Origin of the sequence: Micromonospora radicis, assembly GCF_003583405.1 — a bacterium.
In the GTDB taxonomy this organism is placed as follows: domain Bacteria; phylum Actinomycetota; class Actinomycetes; order Mycobacteriales; family Micromonosporaceae; genus Micromonospora; species Micromonospora radicis.
Window position 1 is genome coordinate 234,995 of the sequence record NZ_QXEC01000003.1, and the last position, 15,664, is coordinate 250,658.

The window sequence follows — 15,664 nt, forward strand, 5'->3', positions numbered from 1 at the left end:
CTAGTCGCTGACCCTGCTGCGGGACTGGTACACCAGGTCCTGGTACTCGGGGTGCCGGGCGATCCATCCCGCGAAGAACGGGCAGGTGGGCAGGACCAGCAGTTTCGCCGCTCGCGCCTCGTCCAGGGCGGTACGGGCCAGCGCCGCCCCGATTCCCTTGCCCTCGTGCTGCGGCGAGACCTCGGTGTGCACGAACGCGATGAGTTCCGGGGTGCGGATGTACTGCGCGATCCCCGCGACCTCGGATTCGCCCTCGATCCGGGCCTCGTACTGCCTGGCTTCCGGAGCGTCGCTCACTGTCACCATCACGTGTCCTCCAGGTGTGCCTCGCGTCGGCGGTGGTCAACTCCAGCCACTCTAGTTGACACATCAACTTTCTGCCAACAGGCCGGTCGGGCCGCCTCGCCGCCACGACCTTCCGCACCCGCCGCCCTGGTTACGCTCCCCCCATGAACGCAACGCCTCGCTGGCTCACCGCCGAGCAGAAGGCCGCCTGGGACAGTTTCATCCGCATGCAGGAGAAGCTCATCGGGCGACTCGCCCGCCACGTCCAGGCCGACTCCGGCATGTCCGCCGCCGACTACATCGTGTTGGCCAAGCTCACCGAGGCCGGCGGGCGGATGCGCTTCATGGACCTGGCGAAGCTGGTGGAGTGGGAGAAGAGCCGCATGTCTCATCAGGTCGGGCGAATGGCGAAACGCGGACTGGTGGCCAAGGAGGAATGCCCTGACGACGGACGGGGAGCATTCATCGTCGCCACGCCGGCCGGCCACAAAGCGATCGAGGACGCCGCGCCGGTGCACGTCGAACACGTCCGCCGGCTGTTCGTCGAAGCCCTCACCCAGGACGAGCTCGACACTCTCGCGAGAATCTCGAACCGGGTCGTCGCACACCTGGAGATGCAGCCCGACTGACCCACTCCGGAAGGCGTGAACCCGCCAGGGAGAAGCGGCCAGTGCGGGCTCCCGTTCTGTCGCGACACCGACCGACCGGCAAACCCGATCGCGCGTGACCACAGACTTCTGGCACCCTACCGAGCATGTCCGACGCTGCCGCCACGCCGCGGAGCCTGCCCGAGCTGCGGAGGCTCGCCGCCGCGGGCGGACGGGTCAGGTACCTGTTCTTCTGGGGGCATCAGCCCCAACCGGACGGCCGCGTCGGACCGGGTTGCCTGAGCCAGTGGTGGCCGGCCCCGTTCGTCGTGGACGGGATCCGGTACGCCACCGCCGAGCACTACATGATGATCGGCAAGGCACGGCTGTTCGGCGACGTAGCGGTTGCCGAGCAGATGCTCACGGCACCGCACCCGGGTGCGGTCAAGGCCCTGGGCCGAAAGGTCCGCGACTTCGACCAGGCCACCTGGGATGCGCACTCCTTCGACCTGGTCGTCGCCGGCAACGTGGCCAAGTTCAGCCAGCACCCCGGTCTCGGCCATTACCTGTCCCGCACCGGCAACCGGGTGCTGGTGGAAGCCAGCCCGGCGGATCGGGTCTGGGGAATCGGTCTTCCCGCGACGGACCCGCGCGCACATGATCCCGTTCAATGGCACGGCCGCAACCTCCTCGGGTTCGCGCTGATGCGCGTCCGCGGGCAGCTCGCCCCGGCATGAAACCGGAAGGTCCACGCACCTCACGGGCAGCTCGACGCCGATCGATGCGGTGTCGTCCGCCCCGGCCGCCGCCGCTGCCCGGTGTGTCGATCGCCATCCCGGCACCGTGACTGCGGTTCGGTTCAACCTGTCGGTGGCTGGTGTGAGAATGCCCCGCAACCGAGATCTGGGAGGCTTCGTGGGGACCTGGGACAGCGGACCGTTCGACAACGACACCGCCGCCGACTGGTGTGGTGACCTTGATGACGCCGACCTGGCCAAGCGCCCCACGCTGGTCCGCGAGGCGCTGAGCCGGGCCGCCGACGAGGACGGCTACCTCGACTCCGACGTCGCCTGCGAGGCGATCGCCGCGGCAGCGATCGTGGCCGCGCAGCAGCCCGGCGGGCCGCCGATCGCCTCCGCGTACGCGCCGGGTTTCCTCCTCGACGGCGGCCGGTTCGAACTGCCCGACGACCTGGTGGTGCTGGCCGTACGGGCGCTCGACCGGGTCATGGCCGCAGACTCCGAGTGGCACGACCTGTGGCAGGACGCCGCCGGGAACGTCAATCCGGCCTTCGATGCCGTCCGCGGCCTACGTGGGGTCCTGACGGCATAGCGGCGCTGATGCCCGGGCGTACGTCGTTATCGGGGCGTCCGGGCAGTCGTGGGCCCCACCGGGATCTCCGCCGGTTCCTGCGGTACGGCCCGTTCGGCGCAGGCACAATCCCCACCGCTGCACCCGGGGTGGTGCCGGCGCACCCGCCGAGCCGCCCACCGCCATGCGGCACCCGCCGCGACGGCCAGGCCGACCGCGACGCCCGGCATCATCCGGGTGGCGGCGGCCCAGCCGGCGCCGCCGACGAGCCCGGCCGCCAGCAGCAACGGCAACACGCAGCGTGTCCCGGATCACGGTCAGGTCTGCGATCTTCTGCTCGACCTCGACGAGTTTGGCCTGCGCGCGGGCCGGCAACCCGGCCTCCGGCCGTCGGCCGTGCCGGTGAACGCTCACACTCAACAACTCGGCGACCTCGTCGAGAGTGAATCCGAGCCGCTGCGCGGTCTTGATCACCCGCAGCGTCGTGACCGTCTCCGGCGGGTAGAGCCGATGCCCGCCCAACGTCCGATCCGGCTCGGCCAGTAGGCCTCGCCGCTCGTAGTAGCGCAGTGTCTGCTGGTTCACCCCCGCCGCCTCGGCCACCTGGCCAGACCGTAGGCCGGAACTCACGAGCCGCCGCCCAGCCCGGCGCGTACGACGAGAGCGTCCAGCACGGCGTGCTGGCCGGTCGGCACCGTGACGTCCAGGATGAGCCGGTCGCCCGTCGCCGTCAGGCTGAAGCTGAAGAACGAGCAGCAGCCGGTCTCCCGCGTCATCAGGTCCGCCGCTCGCGCAGCCACTTGGGGCTCCGGCCGCAACGTCAGCCGAACCCGCAAGGGGTCCGGCCGTTGCACTGCGCGCACCGCCGAAACGAACAGATCGTCGAACTCGGTCAGCCGTAGCGGCTGCTCGGCCGCCGGCAACGTACACGCCTGCGGCACCCACGCGCCGCTGGCCAGGGGTTTCGTCTCGGTCATACGCTGACGGTAACCCTGTACCGAGGTACCGGATGCAAGCCGTTACGGAGGCGGCGCCCGGCAGCTACGGCCGAGGTTACAGGGTCGACGCGGCCACCCTGCGGACGGGTTGCCCGAGGACGCCGCCCCCGCGGTGTCCTCGGTGCACGTCCGCAGCGAGGCAGCGGTGGACGAGCACGTCCACGCCCACCTCGACACCTACCCCGCCGCCGCGCCACCGGCCGGCGACGGGAACCGCCCGCCCGCACCGTCACCGCCACCCCCGCCGGCCCGGCCGTGACCGCCGGCTAGTCCTGCCAGACGTTGAGGGCCCAGGCGAGGACATACCAGACGCAGACGTACTCCCGCCCGGAGGCGATCCCGGCGATGTGGCAGGTGATCGGGTCGGGGAAGACACCCTGCAGACCCCAGCCACCCGCCGCGGCCAGCGTGACCGGCGCGCTACTGGCCGGTGCCTTGACGGCCGGAACCGGGGCGGCCTGGGCAGCCCCGACCGTCGTACCCACTCCACCGGCCACCAGGGTGATCACCACGATCGTCCGGGCCAGTCGGTGCCGCAGCGATTGTTTGCGCATCGGGTTCTCCTCCCACCTGCCCGGGCCGGGTGTCCGGCCGGGGCGTTTGTCGATGAACGATGCGTTACATGCTGCGCCGAAGACGGGCTGCGGTCGTCGGCCCACGACCTGACTGCCGCGTACACCGGACAGCTGAGTCCAGCCGCCCGCATCCGCCGGCAGGTGGACCCGGCAGACGGCCGGGCGGGGAATCCCCAGCACCGCACCGCAGGGACTCGACCCCGCGCCCCGACTGCCCTGGAGCTTTGTGGAGGGTCGATGCGAAGACCCGGAACTCCTTGGCGAGCACTGCCGCAGCGCCGGAACCGGCGGGCAGAATACGTCCATGATCGATAAGGTGTTGACGCTGCTCCCGGGCTGCGAGCCTGAGTTCGCGAGCGGCGTAGTGGGTCGAGACTACTTTCGGTCTGCGCACCGGACGGCGAGTCTGCGGCTGTTCGAGGCGAGTGTGGAGCAGCGGTCCGAGGAGGGTGACCGGGTCCGGGCGGCTGAGGTCGTGCCTGCGATCGTCCCGGTCCTCGACAACGACTACAACGAGCAGGCGCTCGCGGTGATCCTGCCGGACGCTGACGGTGCTGTCCGGCTCGAGAACCAGGTCGGCTGGCTTCCCGACCGGCGGTGCGCGACTCTCCAGCCCCGTGTCGTGTCACTGATGCGCGCGACCAACGCCTACGTGGGCGCTGCTGGGACGGCTTCGTACTGGTGGTCAGGCCGCAGCTGGGACAAGTCGGATGCAAGGCTGCGTCTCCGCATCGCGCAGTGGGAGGACGTCCACCGGGCGGCCATCGAGATCACGCGTAGGGCCGAGCCCGACGTCGAGCAGCCGTGGGTGGGACACTACGCGCCGCTGACCGACCTCGCCCGCAGGTGGTATGCGCAAGGGCGCGGACGGAGCGAGGCGGACCTGCTACACGTACGGTACGAGATCATCGACGATGCGCTGGTCGCCACCGTGGACGGGGAGATCGTCACCGACATGACCAGAAGCGGTCGGGACTTCTTCGATCCGCTGCGCGCCCGGGTTGAGCAGCAGGGCCCGGTGTGGGGCTGGGTGCGCCTTCACCGAGGGGCGGTCGAGGTCCGGGCCGAGGAACTACCGTGACCGTCGGACACCAGCCCGCGGGACTCGCCGCATGCCGCCAGGCCGGTGCGGGCGGTGCGTGGCACGGCGGCGGCCAGAGTCGGGCGCCAGGATCTGCCCGGCGGGCGGGCAACAACGTGCCAGGCAGCTCTTTCCGTCTATCCGTGGGCGGTGGCCTGACCGCAGAGTGAAGGCGTTCCGAACGGATCAGCCGGACGGACGAGGTCAGGGACCTGGGGAACAGATGACGTGGATTGCCCTATTCGCGAACGCACCGGCCGTCACGGTGGTGATCGTCCTCCCGACCCCCGCGATCGACGACGTTCGCGTCCGGTCGCTGCCGGGATCGCTGTCGCGGACGGCGGCTGCTCGCCGGCTTGGGACTGAACGCGGCGACCGTCACTCGTCCCCTGCCGGCCTGGCCGGTCCCACAGTCGCGTAAGCGGCCCGCCGAGGACGCCGACGGAAGGCAGTAGACCGATGAAGGCAGTGGACCGATGACTGAAGCGGTGCCGGTCACCCCCATCGCGGGATTGATCGTCGTCGGGCCTCGTTGGGGACTCCCCCACCTGCATGATCTGTTGGCCGAGCGCGCCGCGGCCTGGCGGCAGGCGCGGCTGCCGAGCGGTTCGGTGAGCGGCGTGCCGTGGACCGCCGGATCGGTCGAGGCCGCGGTACGCGACGCCGTTCGGTCCGTGGACGGTGCCGGCGGCGGCACCGCGGCGATCGTGGACCCGCAGCGTCGGGTCACGACACTGCTCGTACTGCTCGGCGAGGGCCGGACGCGCTGGACCGGCATTCGGAGTCTGGCGGATCTGGAACTGTCGCCGACGGCCACTCATGTGCCGGGTGACACCTTGGCGATGCTGGCGCCCTGGGCTGGACTACTTGCTCCCGAGCCGCTGGCCGAACACGACACGACACGCTTCTCCGCGGTTGCGGTACGCACGTCCGACCCCGTACAGCCCCATTGCGGGCTGGGCTGGGCGAGCCGGCGGGATCTGGCGCTGCGGCACGCGGTACTGGACAGTCTGCGGTCGATGTCCTCGGATGCGGCGCCGACCGCCGGCCGCGTGGTGGCCGGCGCCTCGGGCTCGACGGAGTGGACGTGGCTTCTCGACGGCTCGCTCAACCTCCTGTCCGCGTACAGCCGGGACACCCAGCGGCATTCCCTGCCGGACGGCGGTTTCGACGTCGTCACCCGCCACGTCCCGCAGCTCGGCGGCCCGTTGCGGCTCGCCGCAGTGGTACGTCGGTCCTCGGGCGCCGTCGTCGCAGCCGCCTGGGGCCGGCAGACGGACGAGGCGATCGACTACGCCCTCACCTCGGCCCGCACCCGGGATCTGCTGCTTCCCGGCACCGCCCGCGCAGCCGACCCGGGTCTGCCGGACACCGCCTCCCTGATCAGCGCCCTGTCTCCCGGTGATGTCCGGCGGCTGCTGCACGACATCCACACCGCCGTCGTCGGCGACACCGGCCGCCGGGTCCTGGGAATCCGGGTCGAGGCCGATGCGCTGCTCGGCCCGCAGGAACTGGCCTGGGGGCCGGTCTGGCTCGGTTGAGCCGGTGACCGCCCACGTCAGTGCGGTGACAGCGGAACGTAGGTCGATCGGCCAGCAGCAGCCGATGGAATGGTCTCAGTCACCACGGCGGGCCGAACCCCCAGCGGGACGGCCCAGACCTCGCTGAGGAGTGAGCATGAACATCGACGACAAGAGCGACCTGGCCGATCTGGCGAACGAGATCCTCGAACTCGAGTCGGAGACCTTCGAGATCTCGGACTACGCGGACGCGAACGGCGTCCTGCTGGCCGTGGCCGCCTCGTGCAGCACGAGCTCCACCAGCACCTGCTCCAGCACCACCAGCACCACCTCCTGCAGCGCCTGATCGTTCGTCGGCCAACGCCGGCAGACCGGTTCTGCCGAACAGCCCTCCTGGACGAAGACCGTCCCGGAGGGCTGTTCGGCGTGGCGACCACACCGGCATCCAGGACCGGTGGCGGCGAAGCTGCGTGGCGCCGCGCCGGTGTGGCACCGACGGGCGCCACGCGCCGTGGCGGGTGTTCAGGGGAACGGGTGCGGGACCATCCGCAGGTCGGGTGCGGCCAGGTCGCCGTCGCGCAGGCCGGCCCGGTGGGGCGCGTGACGCAGCCGAGGCATCTGCAGGGCTCGTTGCCGGGTCCAGCCGAAGTCGATCGGTAACAGGCCGGGGACGATCGTGCACACCGTGTGCAGGCCCATCCGGCGCTGTTCCGGTGTGGTCTGGTCGACCACGATCACGTCGAAGCCGGCGCGTTCCAGTTCCCGCTGGCATGTTCGTAGGTCGCGCAGGAGGTCTCGGGTGTCCGGGTCGCCCGGGGTGCGGATGTCGACGATCGTGCAGTGGTCGGCCGGTGCGAGGTAGGTGTGGGCGTGCTCGGTCATCCGCGGCAGGCCGAACAGTTGGGGATGGTCGCCCAGGTTGGCGCAGCGGGTGTAGTCGTCCGCCATGGCTTCGAGTTCGTCCCGGCGCTCGTCGACCTGCCGGGACAGGTGGGGAATGTAGGTGAGCACCTCCGACAACGCACCCTCGACGGCTGTCTCCGGGTTGAGGCTGGCGCCGGCGGCGAAGGCGAGGGTGCCCGCGCCGCCGTCCCGGCGGACGGCGAGGCCGGTGACGACCGGTACGGCCAGGTCGACGCGGCTGTCGAAGGCGTGGACGTCGTAGCCGCGGAAGGCGGCCCGGTCCACCATTGCCCGGACGGCGGGGCTGCGGCACGAGTCGAGGTCGATCTCGGTGAGTTCCAGGTTGCCGTACCAGCCGAGCAGGAACGCGTCGCGTTCGATGAGTTCGAGCAGGCCGAAGAGGATCGCCTCCTCGAGACAGCTGCCGATCGCGCAGCCGTTGGAGGATTCGTAGACGAAGTTGTCGGACGCCTGCCCGGAGGCGTAGTAGGTGAGGCGGGCCGGCACCAGCACGGGCCGATCGTCCCGAAGGGAGTAACCCCACACCCACGGTATCGGGCGGTCCGGGTCGAACGGGGCGACCGTCGGGTCGGTCAGGTACGTCTGCGCCGGGTACTCCCCGCAGGTGCGCGGGTCGAGCGCGGTGTCACCGAGGTCGGTGAGGGCGGCGACGATCGGCTTGGCGCGGCGCCGCTGGTGGGTGCCGGCGTACCGCTCGAGCCCTTCCAGGAAGGCGAGGTCCTTGCTGGTGCGGAAGGAGTTGGCCTGGCCGCTCCAGGTGAAGTTGACGAGTCCGGCGTACCCGCGGATGAGCACGCTGCCGGTGACCGGGGAGGTGGTGGGCGAGGTGACGTCGAGCCAGGTGCCGGCGCCCAGGCTGCCGCAGACCGGGTTGGCCATCGCCCCGGTGGTGAGCGGGTACGACGTGGTCGAGGTGAGCCGGTAGCTGCCGGGGTCGGGCTTGGGGCGGGATACCAGGTCGAGCGTGGCCGGTTGTGGGGTGAGCTCGTCGACCGGTGCACAGTGGGGGCAGAGCGGATCGGTGAGCAGCGGGAACGTCATCACGTGCAGGGTCTGGAGGTCGATCCGGGTGACCTGCGGCAGGTGGAGGTCGGCGGCCGCGTGCCAGCCTCCGGTGGCCCGCCGGCCGGCCGGGGCCGAGCGGTCGAGGACGACCGCCTGGTACACCGACCAGACGGCGTCCAGGACGTAGTCCGGGACGAGTGGCCAGGTGCCGGCGGGGATGACGGGCGCGCCGTGTTCGAGGGCCTCCCGTTCCGATCTGGTGCGTAACCGCTGCCACCGCATGGCGAGGCAGTGGCCGCAGGCCCGGGCGTCCGGGGTGCCGCCCCATGGGCCGACGAGCACGGCCTGGGCGGTGAGATGTACGTCCGCGGCTGCGCGTCGGGGCGCGAGTCGGGTGGCGGGTGCGCCGAACACGTCGACTGCTCCGACGGTCTCCACCGCGGGACCGCGGCCGTGCGCCGCGTCGCCGGTGTCGCGCCGGAACCGTTCGGTGAGCGCTTGCTGCAGGGTCAGCCGGGCAAACTCCATGGGAACCGGGCGCGGGTCGGAGCGGGTGGTGGTGTTCACGAGTTGTTACTCCAGCGGAAGGTCTTCACCGCGAGGACGCCGAAGACGAGGGTGAAGCCGGCCAGGGCCGCGCTGCTCAGGCCGATCGTGGCGAGATCGCCGCTGCCGGTCAGGGCGGCCGAGATGCCGTCGTTCATGTAGCGCAACGGCAGGGCACGGGAGAGGTTCTGCAGCCACCCGGGCATGAGATCGATCGGCAGGAATGATCCTGACAGGAACGCCATCGGCACCATGATCGAGTTGGCGATGGCGGCGACGGCCTCGGGAGTGTTGGCGCGGGAGCCGACGACGACGCCCATGGACAGGAACGCCGTGACGCCGAGCAGGAGTACGGGCAGGGCGAGGGGCCAACTGTCGGCCAGGCGGAGGCCGAACATCGGCAGCAGGGCCACGCCGACGAACAGCACCGCCTGCACCAGGCCGATGACGAGCGCGCCGGTGTAGCGTGCGCCGAGCACCGTGGTCAGCGGGGTGGGCGTCATCCTGATCAGGCGTAGCAGGTCGTCGTTGCGCCACTGCATGAGCGTGAACGCGATGCCGAAGAGCGCGGCGTTGCCGACGCCCCAGGAGAGCACGCCGGGTGCGATGTAGTCGATGTAGCCACGTCCGGAGCCGGCCACCTCCTGCCCCTGGAAGATCAGGCCGAAGACCACCAGGAAGAGCAGCGGGAACGCGAAGGTGAAGAACACGGTGGTCTTGTCGCGTACGGACGCCTTGTAGTTGGCGGCGCTGAGGGCGGCGAATGCACTCACGAGTGCGGCTCCGATCCAGTGAGTTCCAGGTAGACGTCCTCGAGGGTGGCGGTACGGGTCTGTACCTCGTCGAGGCCGACGAGGTCGCCGACGGCTGCCAGGGTGGGGCCGGCGGTGGAGGTCTCCAGTACCACCGAGCCGCCTTCGACGGTGACGCGGACGACGCCGGGTAGGGACTGGGCCCGTTCGGTGGATAGCTGGCCGACCGGCACCATGACCCGGGTGGGTGCGTGCGCCGCACCGACGAGCCGGTGCGGGGTGTCGAGGGCGATGACGGAGCCGGCGACGACGATGGCGACGCGGTCGCAGAGCGACTCGGCCTCGTCGAGATGGTGGGTGGTGTAGACGATCGTGCGGCCCTGCGCCTTCAGGTCGCGCAGGACCTGCCACAGGTCGCGGCGGGCCTGGGCGTCGAGCGCCGCGGTCGGTTCGTCGAGGAAGACGAGGTCCGGCTGGTGGACGAGAGCACCCGCGATGGCGAGCCGCTGCCGCTGACCGCCGGAGAGGTCTCCCACCCGCTGGTCTGCCTGGCTGGTCAGTCCGACCGTGCGCAGCGCGGTGTCGGCCGCCGTGGCCGGCAGCCCGTACAGGGCGGCCACGGTCGCGAGGTGCTCCCGGGCCGTCAGCCGGGCGAAGAAGGCGCTCTTCTGTGTCTGTAGCCCGAGGCGCGGCAGCAGTGCCGCGTTGCGGGGCCACGGGGGCATCCCGAGGACGTGGACGGTGCCGGCGTCCGCCTGGCGCAGGCCCTCCATGATCTCGATCAGGGTCGTCTTGCCGGCGCCGTTGGGGCCGAGGATGCCGAAGAACTCTCCGCGTCGGATGGTCAGCGAGACGCCGTCGACGGCCGGTAGGTCGCCGTACCGTTTGCGGACGCCGTTCAACACGACGGCCGGTGCGGCCTCAGCCGGCACGGTGGGTTCCGCGCTGCTCGGTGTCGACGTCTCGGTGGCGTGCGTGGTGGTCATCTCTGCACCTCTTTCGCGCGGCTGTCGGCCGGCGTGCGGATTCCGGTGAACGACGTGCGGGGCAGCACGAAGAGCATCCCGATCAGTACGGCCAGTCCGGCCGAGACCGTCCCGGCGACGGGTCCGAAGTGGGCGGTGGCGACCCGTTGCGCGGTCAGCGCGACGACCGTCAGGATGCCCACGATCAGGGCTGCGGCGCCCAGGGCGTACGCGGTGAAGGCGATCCGGGCGGCGCGGGGATATCCCGCCAGGCCCGGGCGACCGACCAGGGCCGCCACCGCGCGGCCGGCGAAGCGACGGCTGCCACTGGCGTAGTGCAGGATGCCCAGCGAGTGGGCGAGCATCTGGTAGCCGTCCAGCGGTGGTAGTGGTAGCAGGTACAGCGCGGCCTGGGCGAGTCCCAGCAGCATCAGCGCGCCGAGCAGCGTGCGGGCCGGTTCCCCGGCCGGCAGCAGCAGCCAGGCCGGCAGGACCGGCAGCAGCAACAGCAGGTTGACCAGGATGCCGGCCGACGCGGTGGCCACCTGCTGGCGGCGGCTCGGCAGGAACAGGTAGTCGTCGACCCGGCAGTACATGACGACCATGGGTAGTTGCCAGCGGATCCCGATCTCACCGACGGTGCCGCCGAAGTGGTGTGCCACGACGCCGTGCCCGAGTTCGTGCAGGCCCATGGTGACCCACAGGATGGTGGCGACGGTGGTGAGCGCGTACGGGTCGGCTAACACGGTGGCGGTGTCGGCGACCAGGGCCGGTCCGTGCCACAGCGTGGCGGCCAGCATCGCCAGGACCGCCGTGGTCGCGGGGATCAGGAACCAGCCCCGGAATGCGAAGCCGAGTAAGCGGTGCAGTCGTGCGGTGGTGACGGTGGCGTCGCTGACCAGCCGCAGCGAGCCGCCGAGGACGTTGCGTCGGGTCGCCACCGGCGGGAGGTCGGCCGGCGGTGGGCTTCCTTCGATGAGGCCCCGGGCGGCCAGCAGGGTGAGGAGTTGCTGCCAGGCGGCTGGCCCGAGGGTGCGCCGGAACTGTCCGGCGTACGCGGCGGCGATCTCGTCGCGTGAGGTCGTCCCGTCGAGTCGGACGAGGACGAAGTGCTCCTTCACCCCGATCTCGAACGTCCTCCCGGCGACGGGGTCCCGGACGAGGTGGACCGGCGTACCGTCGCGCAGGTATCGCCCGCTGATCTGGATGTCCGTTCGTCTTGCCGGTGCGACGGCGACGGCGGTGCTCACGCCGGCTCGCCGTGCTCGGGTAGCGCCCGGCCGAGCAGGTACGACAGGTACGCCTCGTCGGTGATCGTGACGTGTAGCCGGTTGTTGGTCATGTGCATGTACGGCGACAGCAGCAGTGGCAGTGCGGTCCGCGGGTCCGTGGGGATCTCGTCGCGGGTGCCGTCCCAGGAGCGGAACACGAGCTGCCCGCGTTCGGCCAGGTCGGCCGCCCGGTGGCGCAGTTCGAGGCAGTGTTCGGCCCAGTCGCGCAGCAGCCCGGGCAGGTCCTGACCGCCGGTCGTGCGCAGGGAGTGCCGGATGGCGGCGAACCGTCGGCCGATCTCGGGGCCGGTGGCGGCGTACTGCTGCTGGTACTCCTCGGCGCCGGCGTAGTTGGTGTCGGGGAAGGCTGCGCGCCAGAACGTGTGGTACCGGTTCAGGTAGTCGACCAGGTCGTCGGTGTCCGGCAGGAAGCAGGCGGACATCACCATCATCAGCTGTGCGGCGGTGCCGAGCAGCACGGTACGCAGGTGCAGGTTCTTCGTACGGATGGCGGTGGTGACCATGCGGCTGGAGTGGGCGAAGTGCCACTCGGCGAGTGCGATCCCGGCTTCGCCGCCGTACTTGCCGTACTCCGGTTCGTACGGCTCGTAGCTGTAGGTGTTGTTCTCGCGCAGGTTCATCCGGCCGTCGCCGCGGAGGTAGCGGGTCTTCTCGTCGACGGAGAACTCCATGTCGAACAGGGAGTTGTAGAACTCTTCCAGGAATCCGGCGTCCACCTGGTACAGCGCGGGCCGGACGCGCAGGTACTCGGTGATGGCGGCCTCCGCCCTCCGCTTCACCTCGGGGGTGGCCGCCACGGTGGCCGGTTTGAGCCGTAGCCGGACGTGCGGCCCCTCAAGCCAGTAGTTGATGAAGAAGTGGCCGGTGATCAGGCCGTCGGCTTCGAGTCCGCTGATCAGCGGATGCACGCACTGCACGATCAACGGTTGCGGGTTGGCCGCGTAGTAGATGTGGATGGCCTGCCAGTGGCCGGCGGCCACGTCCGCCGGACGGCTGAGGGTCTGGGTCATGGCTGCGGGTCCTGTCGGGGTGCGGCGGGCAGGGTCGAAGGGGCACGAAGGGTCTCGACGGCCAGCTCGGCGACGTGCGCGCCGCGGTTGGACCGCGTGTGCAGGGCGTCCTCGTCGGGGAGCATCTCCCGGAACACCACCCGGGCCTGCGGGTCCTGCAGCAGGCCGTTGAGGGCGTACAGGGACAGGTAGCTGGCGAAGTCCACGTACTGCGGCTTGCCGCTGCGTGACCGGCCGTCCCCGGCGGTCGCGGTGACCGTCGCGAAGGTACGGGCCGGCAGCGCGTGGGTGCGCCGCCACCGCTGCCATGCCAGGAACCAGTCCTCGTCGGTGTCCGTTGGCGAGAGCCGGGGCAGGTCCTTGCCGTCGACGGTCCAGGAGCGGCGGCTCAGCACCAGGTTGCGGTGGCGCACCCGCGGCCGGTACCGCACCCCGTCGCGTGGTTCTCCGTCGGGCACGCCGCCCCACAGGTTGACCGGGGCCAGCGACGAGGGCGACAGCAGCAGCAGGGTCCGGGGGATCTCGGGCAGTGCCAGCGGCACCAGGTAGCCGAGGTAGACCGGGATGATCTCCCGGGCGAGCCGGTGCGAGCGCAGCACCAGGCGCGCCTCGGTGACGTCGTGCTCCAGGTAGAGGTCGTCGAGGTGTAGCTGGTCCTCGGCCGGTACGGAGCTGGTCTCGCCGGGGCAGACGATCTGGTAGCGGGTCAGCCGCCCGTGCAGGTTGAGATTGGTGACCACCGCTCCGCCGGTGATCTCGGCGAGGACCGCGCCAGCCGGTGCCGTCTGGGCGGACTGCCGCAGGAGCTGGTGTGCCAGGCCGTCCGTCTCCGGCGCGTCGTGGGGTGCGTCGAAGCAGTGGGTGAAGCGGCTGAACGGGAAGTACAACCCGCCGTAGGACTGGTTCAGCACCGCGACCGGGTCACCGGGCCGGTCCTGTACCTGGAGGAAGTGGCTCTGCGGGCCGAACCGGGTGGTGACCGGGGCCAGGTGCGCGGCCACGGCGGCGACGGTCGGCTCGTCGAGCCGGACCTCCTCCGCCTGCCCGGACGTGGCCCAGATGTCCCGCATCCGGACGAGCAGTTCGCGGCGGGCGTCGTCGAGCGCGGTGATGCCGGGCAACCGCAGCCAGTTCACCTCCGGGACGTACTCGCCGTCCTCGAACGCCTTGGGACGTCCGTTGAAGGTCAGGTACTGGTCGAAGAAGTCCTCGTGGAAGTCGTGGACCAGCTTCAACAGGTCGTCGCAGCGTCCACCGTGGCCGTAGCGGGCCAGGAAGTAGCCGGTGAACGTGATGCGTTGGGGCAGGGTCACGTCGAAGGCCGGCAGGATCCGTTCCACCGACCGCAGCGAGTCCGCGAGCAGTCCGTGCCACGCCTGCCGGTCGAGTGTCAGCTCGTCGGTGCCGGCGCGCACATCCTCGTACAGCAGGGTGCGGGGCAGTGTGGCGTCCTGGTCACCGAGGTTCGTCTGCAGCTCGTGCAGGCTGGTGCGGAGCTGCCCGAGCAGCTGTCGACGTTCGGCGTGGCCGGCGAGTGCGTACCGGTCGACGTAGGTGATCGGTGCGGCCAGTCCGTCGGCCAGTTCGTCGGCCCAGGGGCGCGCGATGCCCCGCAGGGCCGCCTGGAAGCCGCGCAGCGGGTCACGGGTGTGCACATCGGTCTGTAGGCACGGGAACTGCAGCATGCCGAGGTGTAGGAGCGCGGCGAGGTACCGGTCGCACTCGTCGGGGGTGGCCCGCTCGGTGGCCCCGAGCCACTCGGTGAGTTTGCCGAACGTGACGCCGGGGGTGTGTGCCATCATCCGCAGCATGCGTTCGAGGACGCCGGTGCGCTGCAGGAAGTAGAGCCGGTCGGAGGAGGCGTCGAAGGTCACTGCGGCGTTGTCGTCACCGGTGGTGACCCAGCGGCGGACGAACCGTACCCGGTCTTCGTCGTTGCGCCATCCGCTGGCCGCCTGGACCGGCAGGTCCGCGCGACGCCGCGGATCGGCCAGGACGGTTTCGGCGAGGCGACCGAGCACGACCACGTTCACCCGGGGCTGGCTGGGCCAGTCGTCGGCCACCCGCACGTGGTGCCCGGCGTCGGCGGCCTGCGTGAGCCGGCCCACCCCGACCGCGGTGAACGTGCTGAACGGGCTCGGCTTGCAGGCGGTGCGGTACAGGTAGGACAGCACGGAGCGGATAGTGCGCCGTTCCTTCTTGTCGGGTCGGTCGGCGCCACCGTCGATGAACGCGTCGAGTTGCGCGTCCAGCGACGGCGAGGCGAGCAGCACGCCTCGGCGCAGCCGGTCCTCGGCGGCCAGCTGGCGCAGTCGCGCGGTCGTGCCGGCCACCTCCGCACCGACGATCCGCCCGCCTTCGGCGCGCAGCTCGTCGAGCCTGCGCCGGGCCGCCAGCCAGCGGGTGAGCCGTTCGGCGGTGTCTGGGTTGAGCCCTGCCACCAGGGTGACGGCGGCGCTGGGGTGTGCCGGCAGCCGGTTGTTGAACACCTGTCGGCGTAGCCGCAGCAGCTGCCGGCGGACGAGGTCGTCGTCGTTGTCGTTGACCAGGTCGTGCAGCAGGTCGCTGAGGACGCCCGCCGTCTCGGTAAGCGATTGCTCCGCCCGCAGCGTCTGCTCGGCCCAGCGGTAGCTGTCCGGACAGCGGAGGGCGCCGACGGTGGCGAGGGGCAGGCCCGCGACCCGGGTCATCAGGCGGTCCTGGAGGGTCCAGTGGGGGTCCGCCGGTCGTGGTTCGGGTCCGCCGGTGGTGGCTGCCGGCGGGCGGTGGGACTCGGTGGTCAGGGTCATCACGGGCTCCGTTCGACTCGGTCT

The 15,664-nt window shown here is 70.9% G+C and carries 17 protein-coding genes; 7 read left to right on the plus strand and 10 right to left on the minus strand.

The genetic code is table 11. The features are described 5' to 3' along the window. Positions 1 to 306: a GNAT family N-acetyltransferase gene (locus D2L64_RS05835; protein WP_199714426.1), complete on the minus strand. Its 306-nt coding sequence runs from the start codon at positions 304 to 306 to the stop codon at positions 1 to 3. Between the two features lie 143 nt (positions 307 to 449). Here D2L64_RS05835 and D2L64_RS05840 point away from each other — a divergent pair, with 143 nt between their 5' ends. The 3 genes from D2L64_RS05840 to D2L64_RS05850 all read left to right on the plus strand — a co-directional run bounded on the left by D2L64_RS05840 (position 450) and on the right by D2L64_RS05850 (position 2,204). Further along, positions 450 to 914: a MarR family winged helix-turn-helix transcriptional regulator gene (locus D2L64_RS05840; RefSeq protein ID WP_119573648.1), complete on the plus strand. Its 465-nt coding sequence runs from the start codon at positions 450 to 452 to the stop codon at positions 912 to 914. Positions 915 to 1,039: 125 nt separating this feature from the next. Beyond that, the gene (locus tag D2L64_RS05845; RefSeq protein ID WP_119573649.1) at positions 1,040 to 1,609 is read left to right on the plus strand and encodes an NADAR family protein; all 570 of its coding nucleotides are present in this window, start codon (positions 1,040 to 1,042) and stop codon (positions 1,607 to 1,609) included. Positions 1,610 to 1,787: 178 nt separating this feature from the next. Next, on the plus strand, positions 1,788 to 2,204 hold the full coding sequence (locus tag D2L64_RS05850) for a DUF4259 domain-containing protein (protein ID WP_119573650.1): 417 nt from the start codon (positions 1,788 to 1,790) through the stop codon (positions 2,202 to 2,204). Here D2L64_RS05850 and D2L64_RS05855 read toward each other — a convergent pair. Together D2L64_RS05855 and D2L64_RS05860 are read right to left on the minus strand one after the other, a co-directional pair. Continuing rightward, positions 2,181 to 2,813 carry a MerR family transcriptional regulator gene (locus tag D2L64_RS05855; RefSeq protein ID WP_119573651.1) on the minus strand — a complete coding sequence of 211 codons (633 nt, stop codon included), beginning with the start codon at positions 2,811 to 2,813 and terminating at the stop codon, positions 2,181 to 2,183. The genes D2L64_RS05850 and D2L64_RS05855 overlap by 24 nt on opposite strands. Further along, entirely contained in the window at positions 2,810 to 3,160 is a 351-nt protein-coding gene (locus D2L64_RS05860) for a hypothetical protein (RefSeq protein ID WP_119573652.1), read from the minus strand. Before D2L64_RS05860 ends, D2L64_RS05855 begins: the two co-directional genes overlap by 4 nt. 109 nt (positions 3,161 to 3,269) lie before the next feature. Here D2L64_RS05860 and D2L64_RS27215 point away from each other — a divergent pair, with 109 nt between their 5' ends. Beyond that, positions 3,270 to 3,440, plus strand: coding sequence for a hypothetical protein (locus D2L64_RS27215; RefSeq protein ID WP_158603459.1), 171 nt, complete (start codon positions 3,270 to 3,272; stop codon positions 3,438 to 3,440). 7 nt (positions 3,441 to 3,447) lie between these two features. Here D2L64_RS27215 and D2L64_RS05865 read toward each other — a convergent pair whose 3' ends face one another. After that, positions 3,448 to 3,735: a hypothetical protein gene (locus tag D2L64_RS05865; RefSeq protein WP_119573653.1), complete on the minus strand. Its 288-nt coding sequence runs from the start codon at positions 3,733 to 3,735 to the stop codon at positions 3,448 to 3,450. A gap of 325 nt (positions 3,736 to 4,060) precedes the next feature. On the opposite strand from D2L64_RS05865, the gene D2L64_RS05870 reads away from it, so the two are divergent. From D2L64_RS05870 to D2L64_RS05880, 3 genes are all read left to right on the plus strand, one after another. Next, complete coding sequence (locus tag D2L64_RS05870; protein ID WP_119573654.1) at positions 4,061 to 4,837, plus strand: hypothetical protein; 777 nt, start codon at positions 4,061 to 4,063, stop codon at positions 4,835 to 4,837. 476 nt (positions 4,838 to 5,313) lie between these two features. Next, the gene (locus D2L64_RS05875; RefSeq protein WP_147376191.1) at positions 5,314 to 6,378 is read left to right on the plus strand and encodes a hypothetical protein; all 1,065 of its coding nucleotides are present in this window, start codon (positions 5,314 to 5,316) and stop codon (positions 6,376 to 6,378) included. A 136-nt stretch (positions 6,379 to 6,514) separates the two neighbouring features. Further along, positions 6,515 to 6,703 (plus strand): thiazolylpeptide-type bacteriocin, encoded by a 189-nt coding sequence (locus tag D2L64_RS05880; RefSeq protein WP_407663055.1) that lies wholly within the window; start codon positions 6,515 to 6,517, stop codon positions 6,701 to 6,703. A gap of 176 nt (positions 6,704 to 6,879) precedes the next feature. Here the strand turns inward: D2L64_RS05880 and D2L64_RS05885 are convergent, their stop codons facing one another. The 6 genes from D2L64_RS05885 to D2L64_RS05910 are packed head-to-tail and all read right to left on the minus strand — an operon-like array spanning position 6,880 to position 15,640. Beyond that, the gene (locus D2L64_RS05885; protein ID WP_233558791.1) at positions 6,880 to 8,853 is read right to left on the minus strand and encodes a TOMM precursor leader peptide-binding protein; all 1,974 of its coding nucleotides are present in this window, start codon (positions 8,851 to 8,853) and stop codon (positions 6,880 to 6,882) included. Beyond that, the gene (locus tag D2L64_RS05890; RefSeq protein WP_119573656.1) at positions 8,850 to 9,605 is read right to left on the minus strand and encodes an ABC transporter permease; all 756 of its coding nucleotides are present in this window, start codon (positions 9,603 to 9,605) and stop codon (positions 8,850 to 8,852) included. Before D2L64_RS05890 ends, D2L64_RS05885 begins: the two co-directional genes overlap by 4 nt. Then, positions 9,602 to 10,570, minus strand: coding sequence for an ABC transporter ATP-binding protein (locus D2L64_RS05895; RefSeq protein ID WP_119573657.1), 969 nt, complete (start codon positions 10,568 to 10,570; stop codon positions 9,602 to 9,604). Before D2L64_RS05895 ends, D2L64_RS05890 begins: the two co-directional genes overlap by 4 nt. Continuing rightward, a complete protein-coding gene (locus D2L64_RS05900; protein WP_119573658.1) occupies positions 10,567 to 11,799 on the minus strand; it encodes a peptidase M50 in 1,233 nt (410 codons plus the stop codon). The genes D2L64_RS05895 and D2L64_RS05900 overlap by 4 nt, the downstream gene beginning before the upstream one ends. After that, a complete protein-coding gene (locus D2L64_RS05905; RefSeq protein ID WP_119573659.1) occupies positions 11,796 to 12,851 on the minus strand; it encodes a thiopeptide-type bacteriocin biosynthesis protein in 1,056 nt (351 codons plus the stop codon). The genes D2L64_RS05900 and D2L64_RS05905 overlap by 4 nt, the downstream gene beginning before the upstream one ends. Continuing rightward, positions 12,848 to 15,640 carry a lantibiotic dehydratase gene (locus D2L64_RS05910; RefSeq protein WP_199714427.1) on the minus strand — a complete coding sequence of 931 codons (2,793 nt, stop codon included), beginning with the start codon at positions 15,638 to 15,640 and terminating at the stop codon, positions 12,848 to 12,850. Before D2L64_RS05910 ends, D2L64_RS05905 begins: the two co-directional genes overlap by 4 nt. Positions 15,641 to 15,664: the final 24 nt, after the last annotated feature.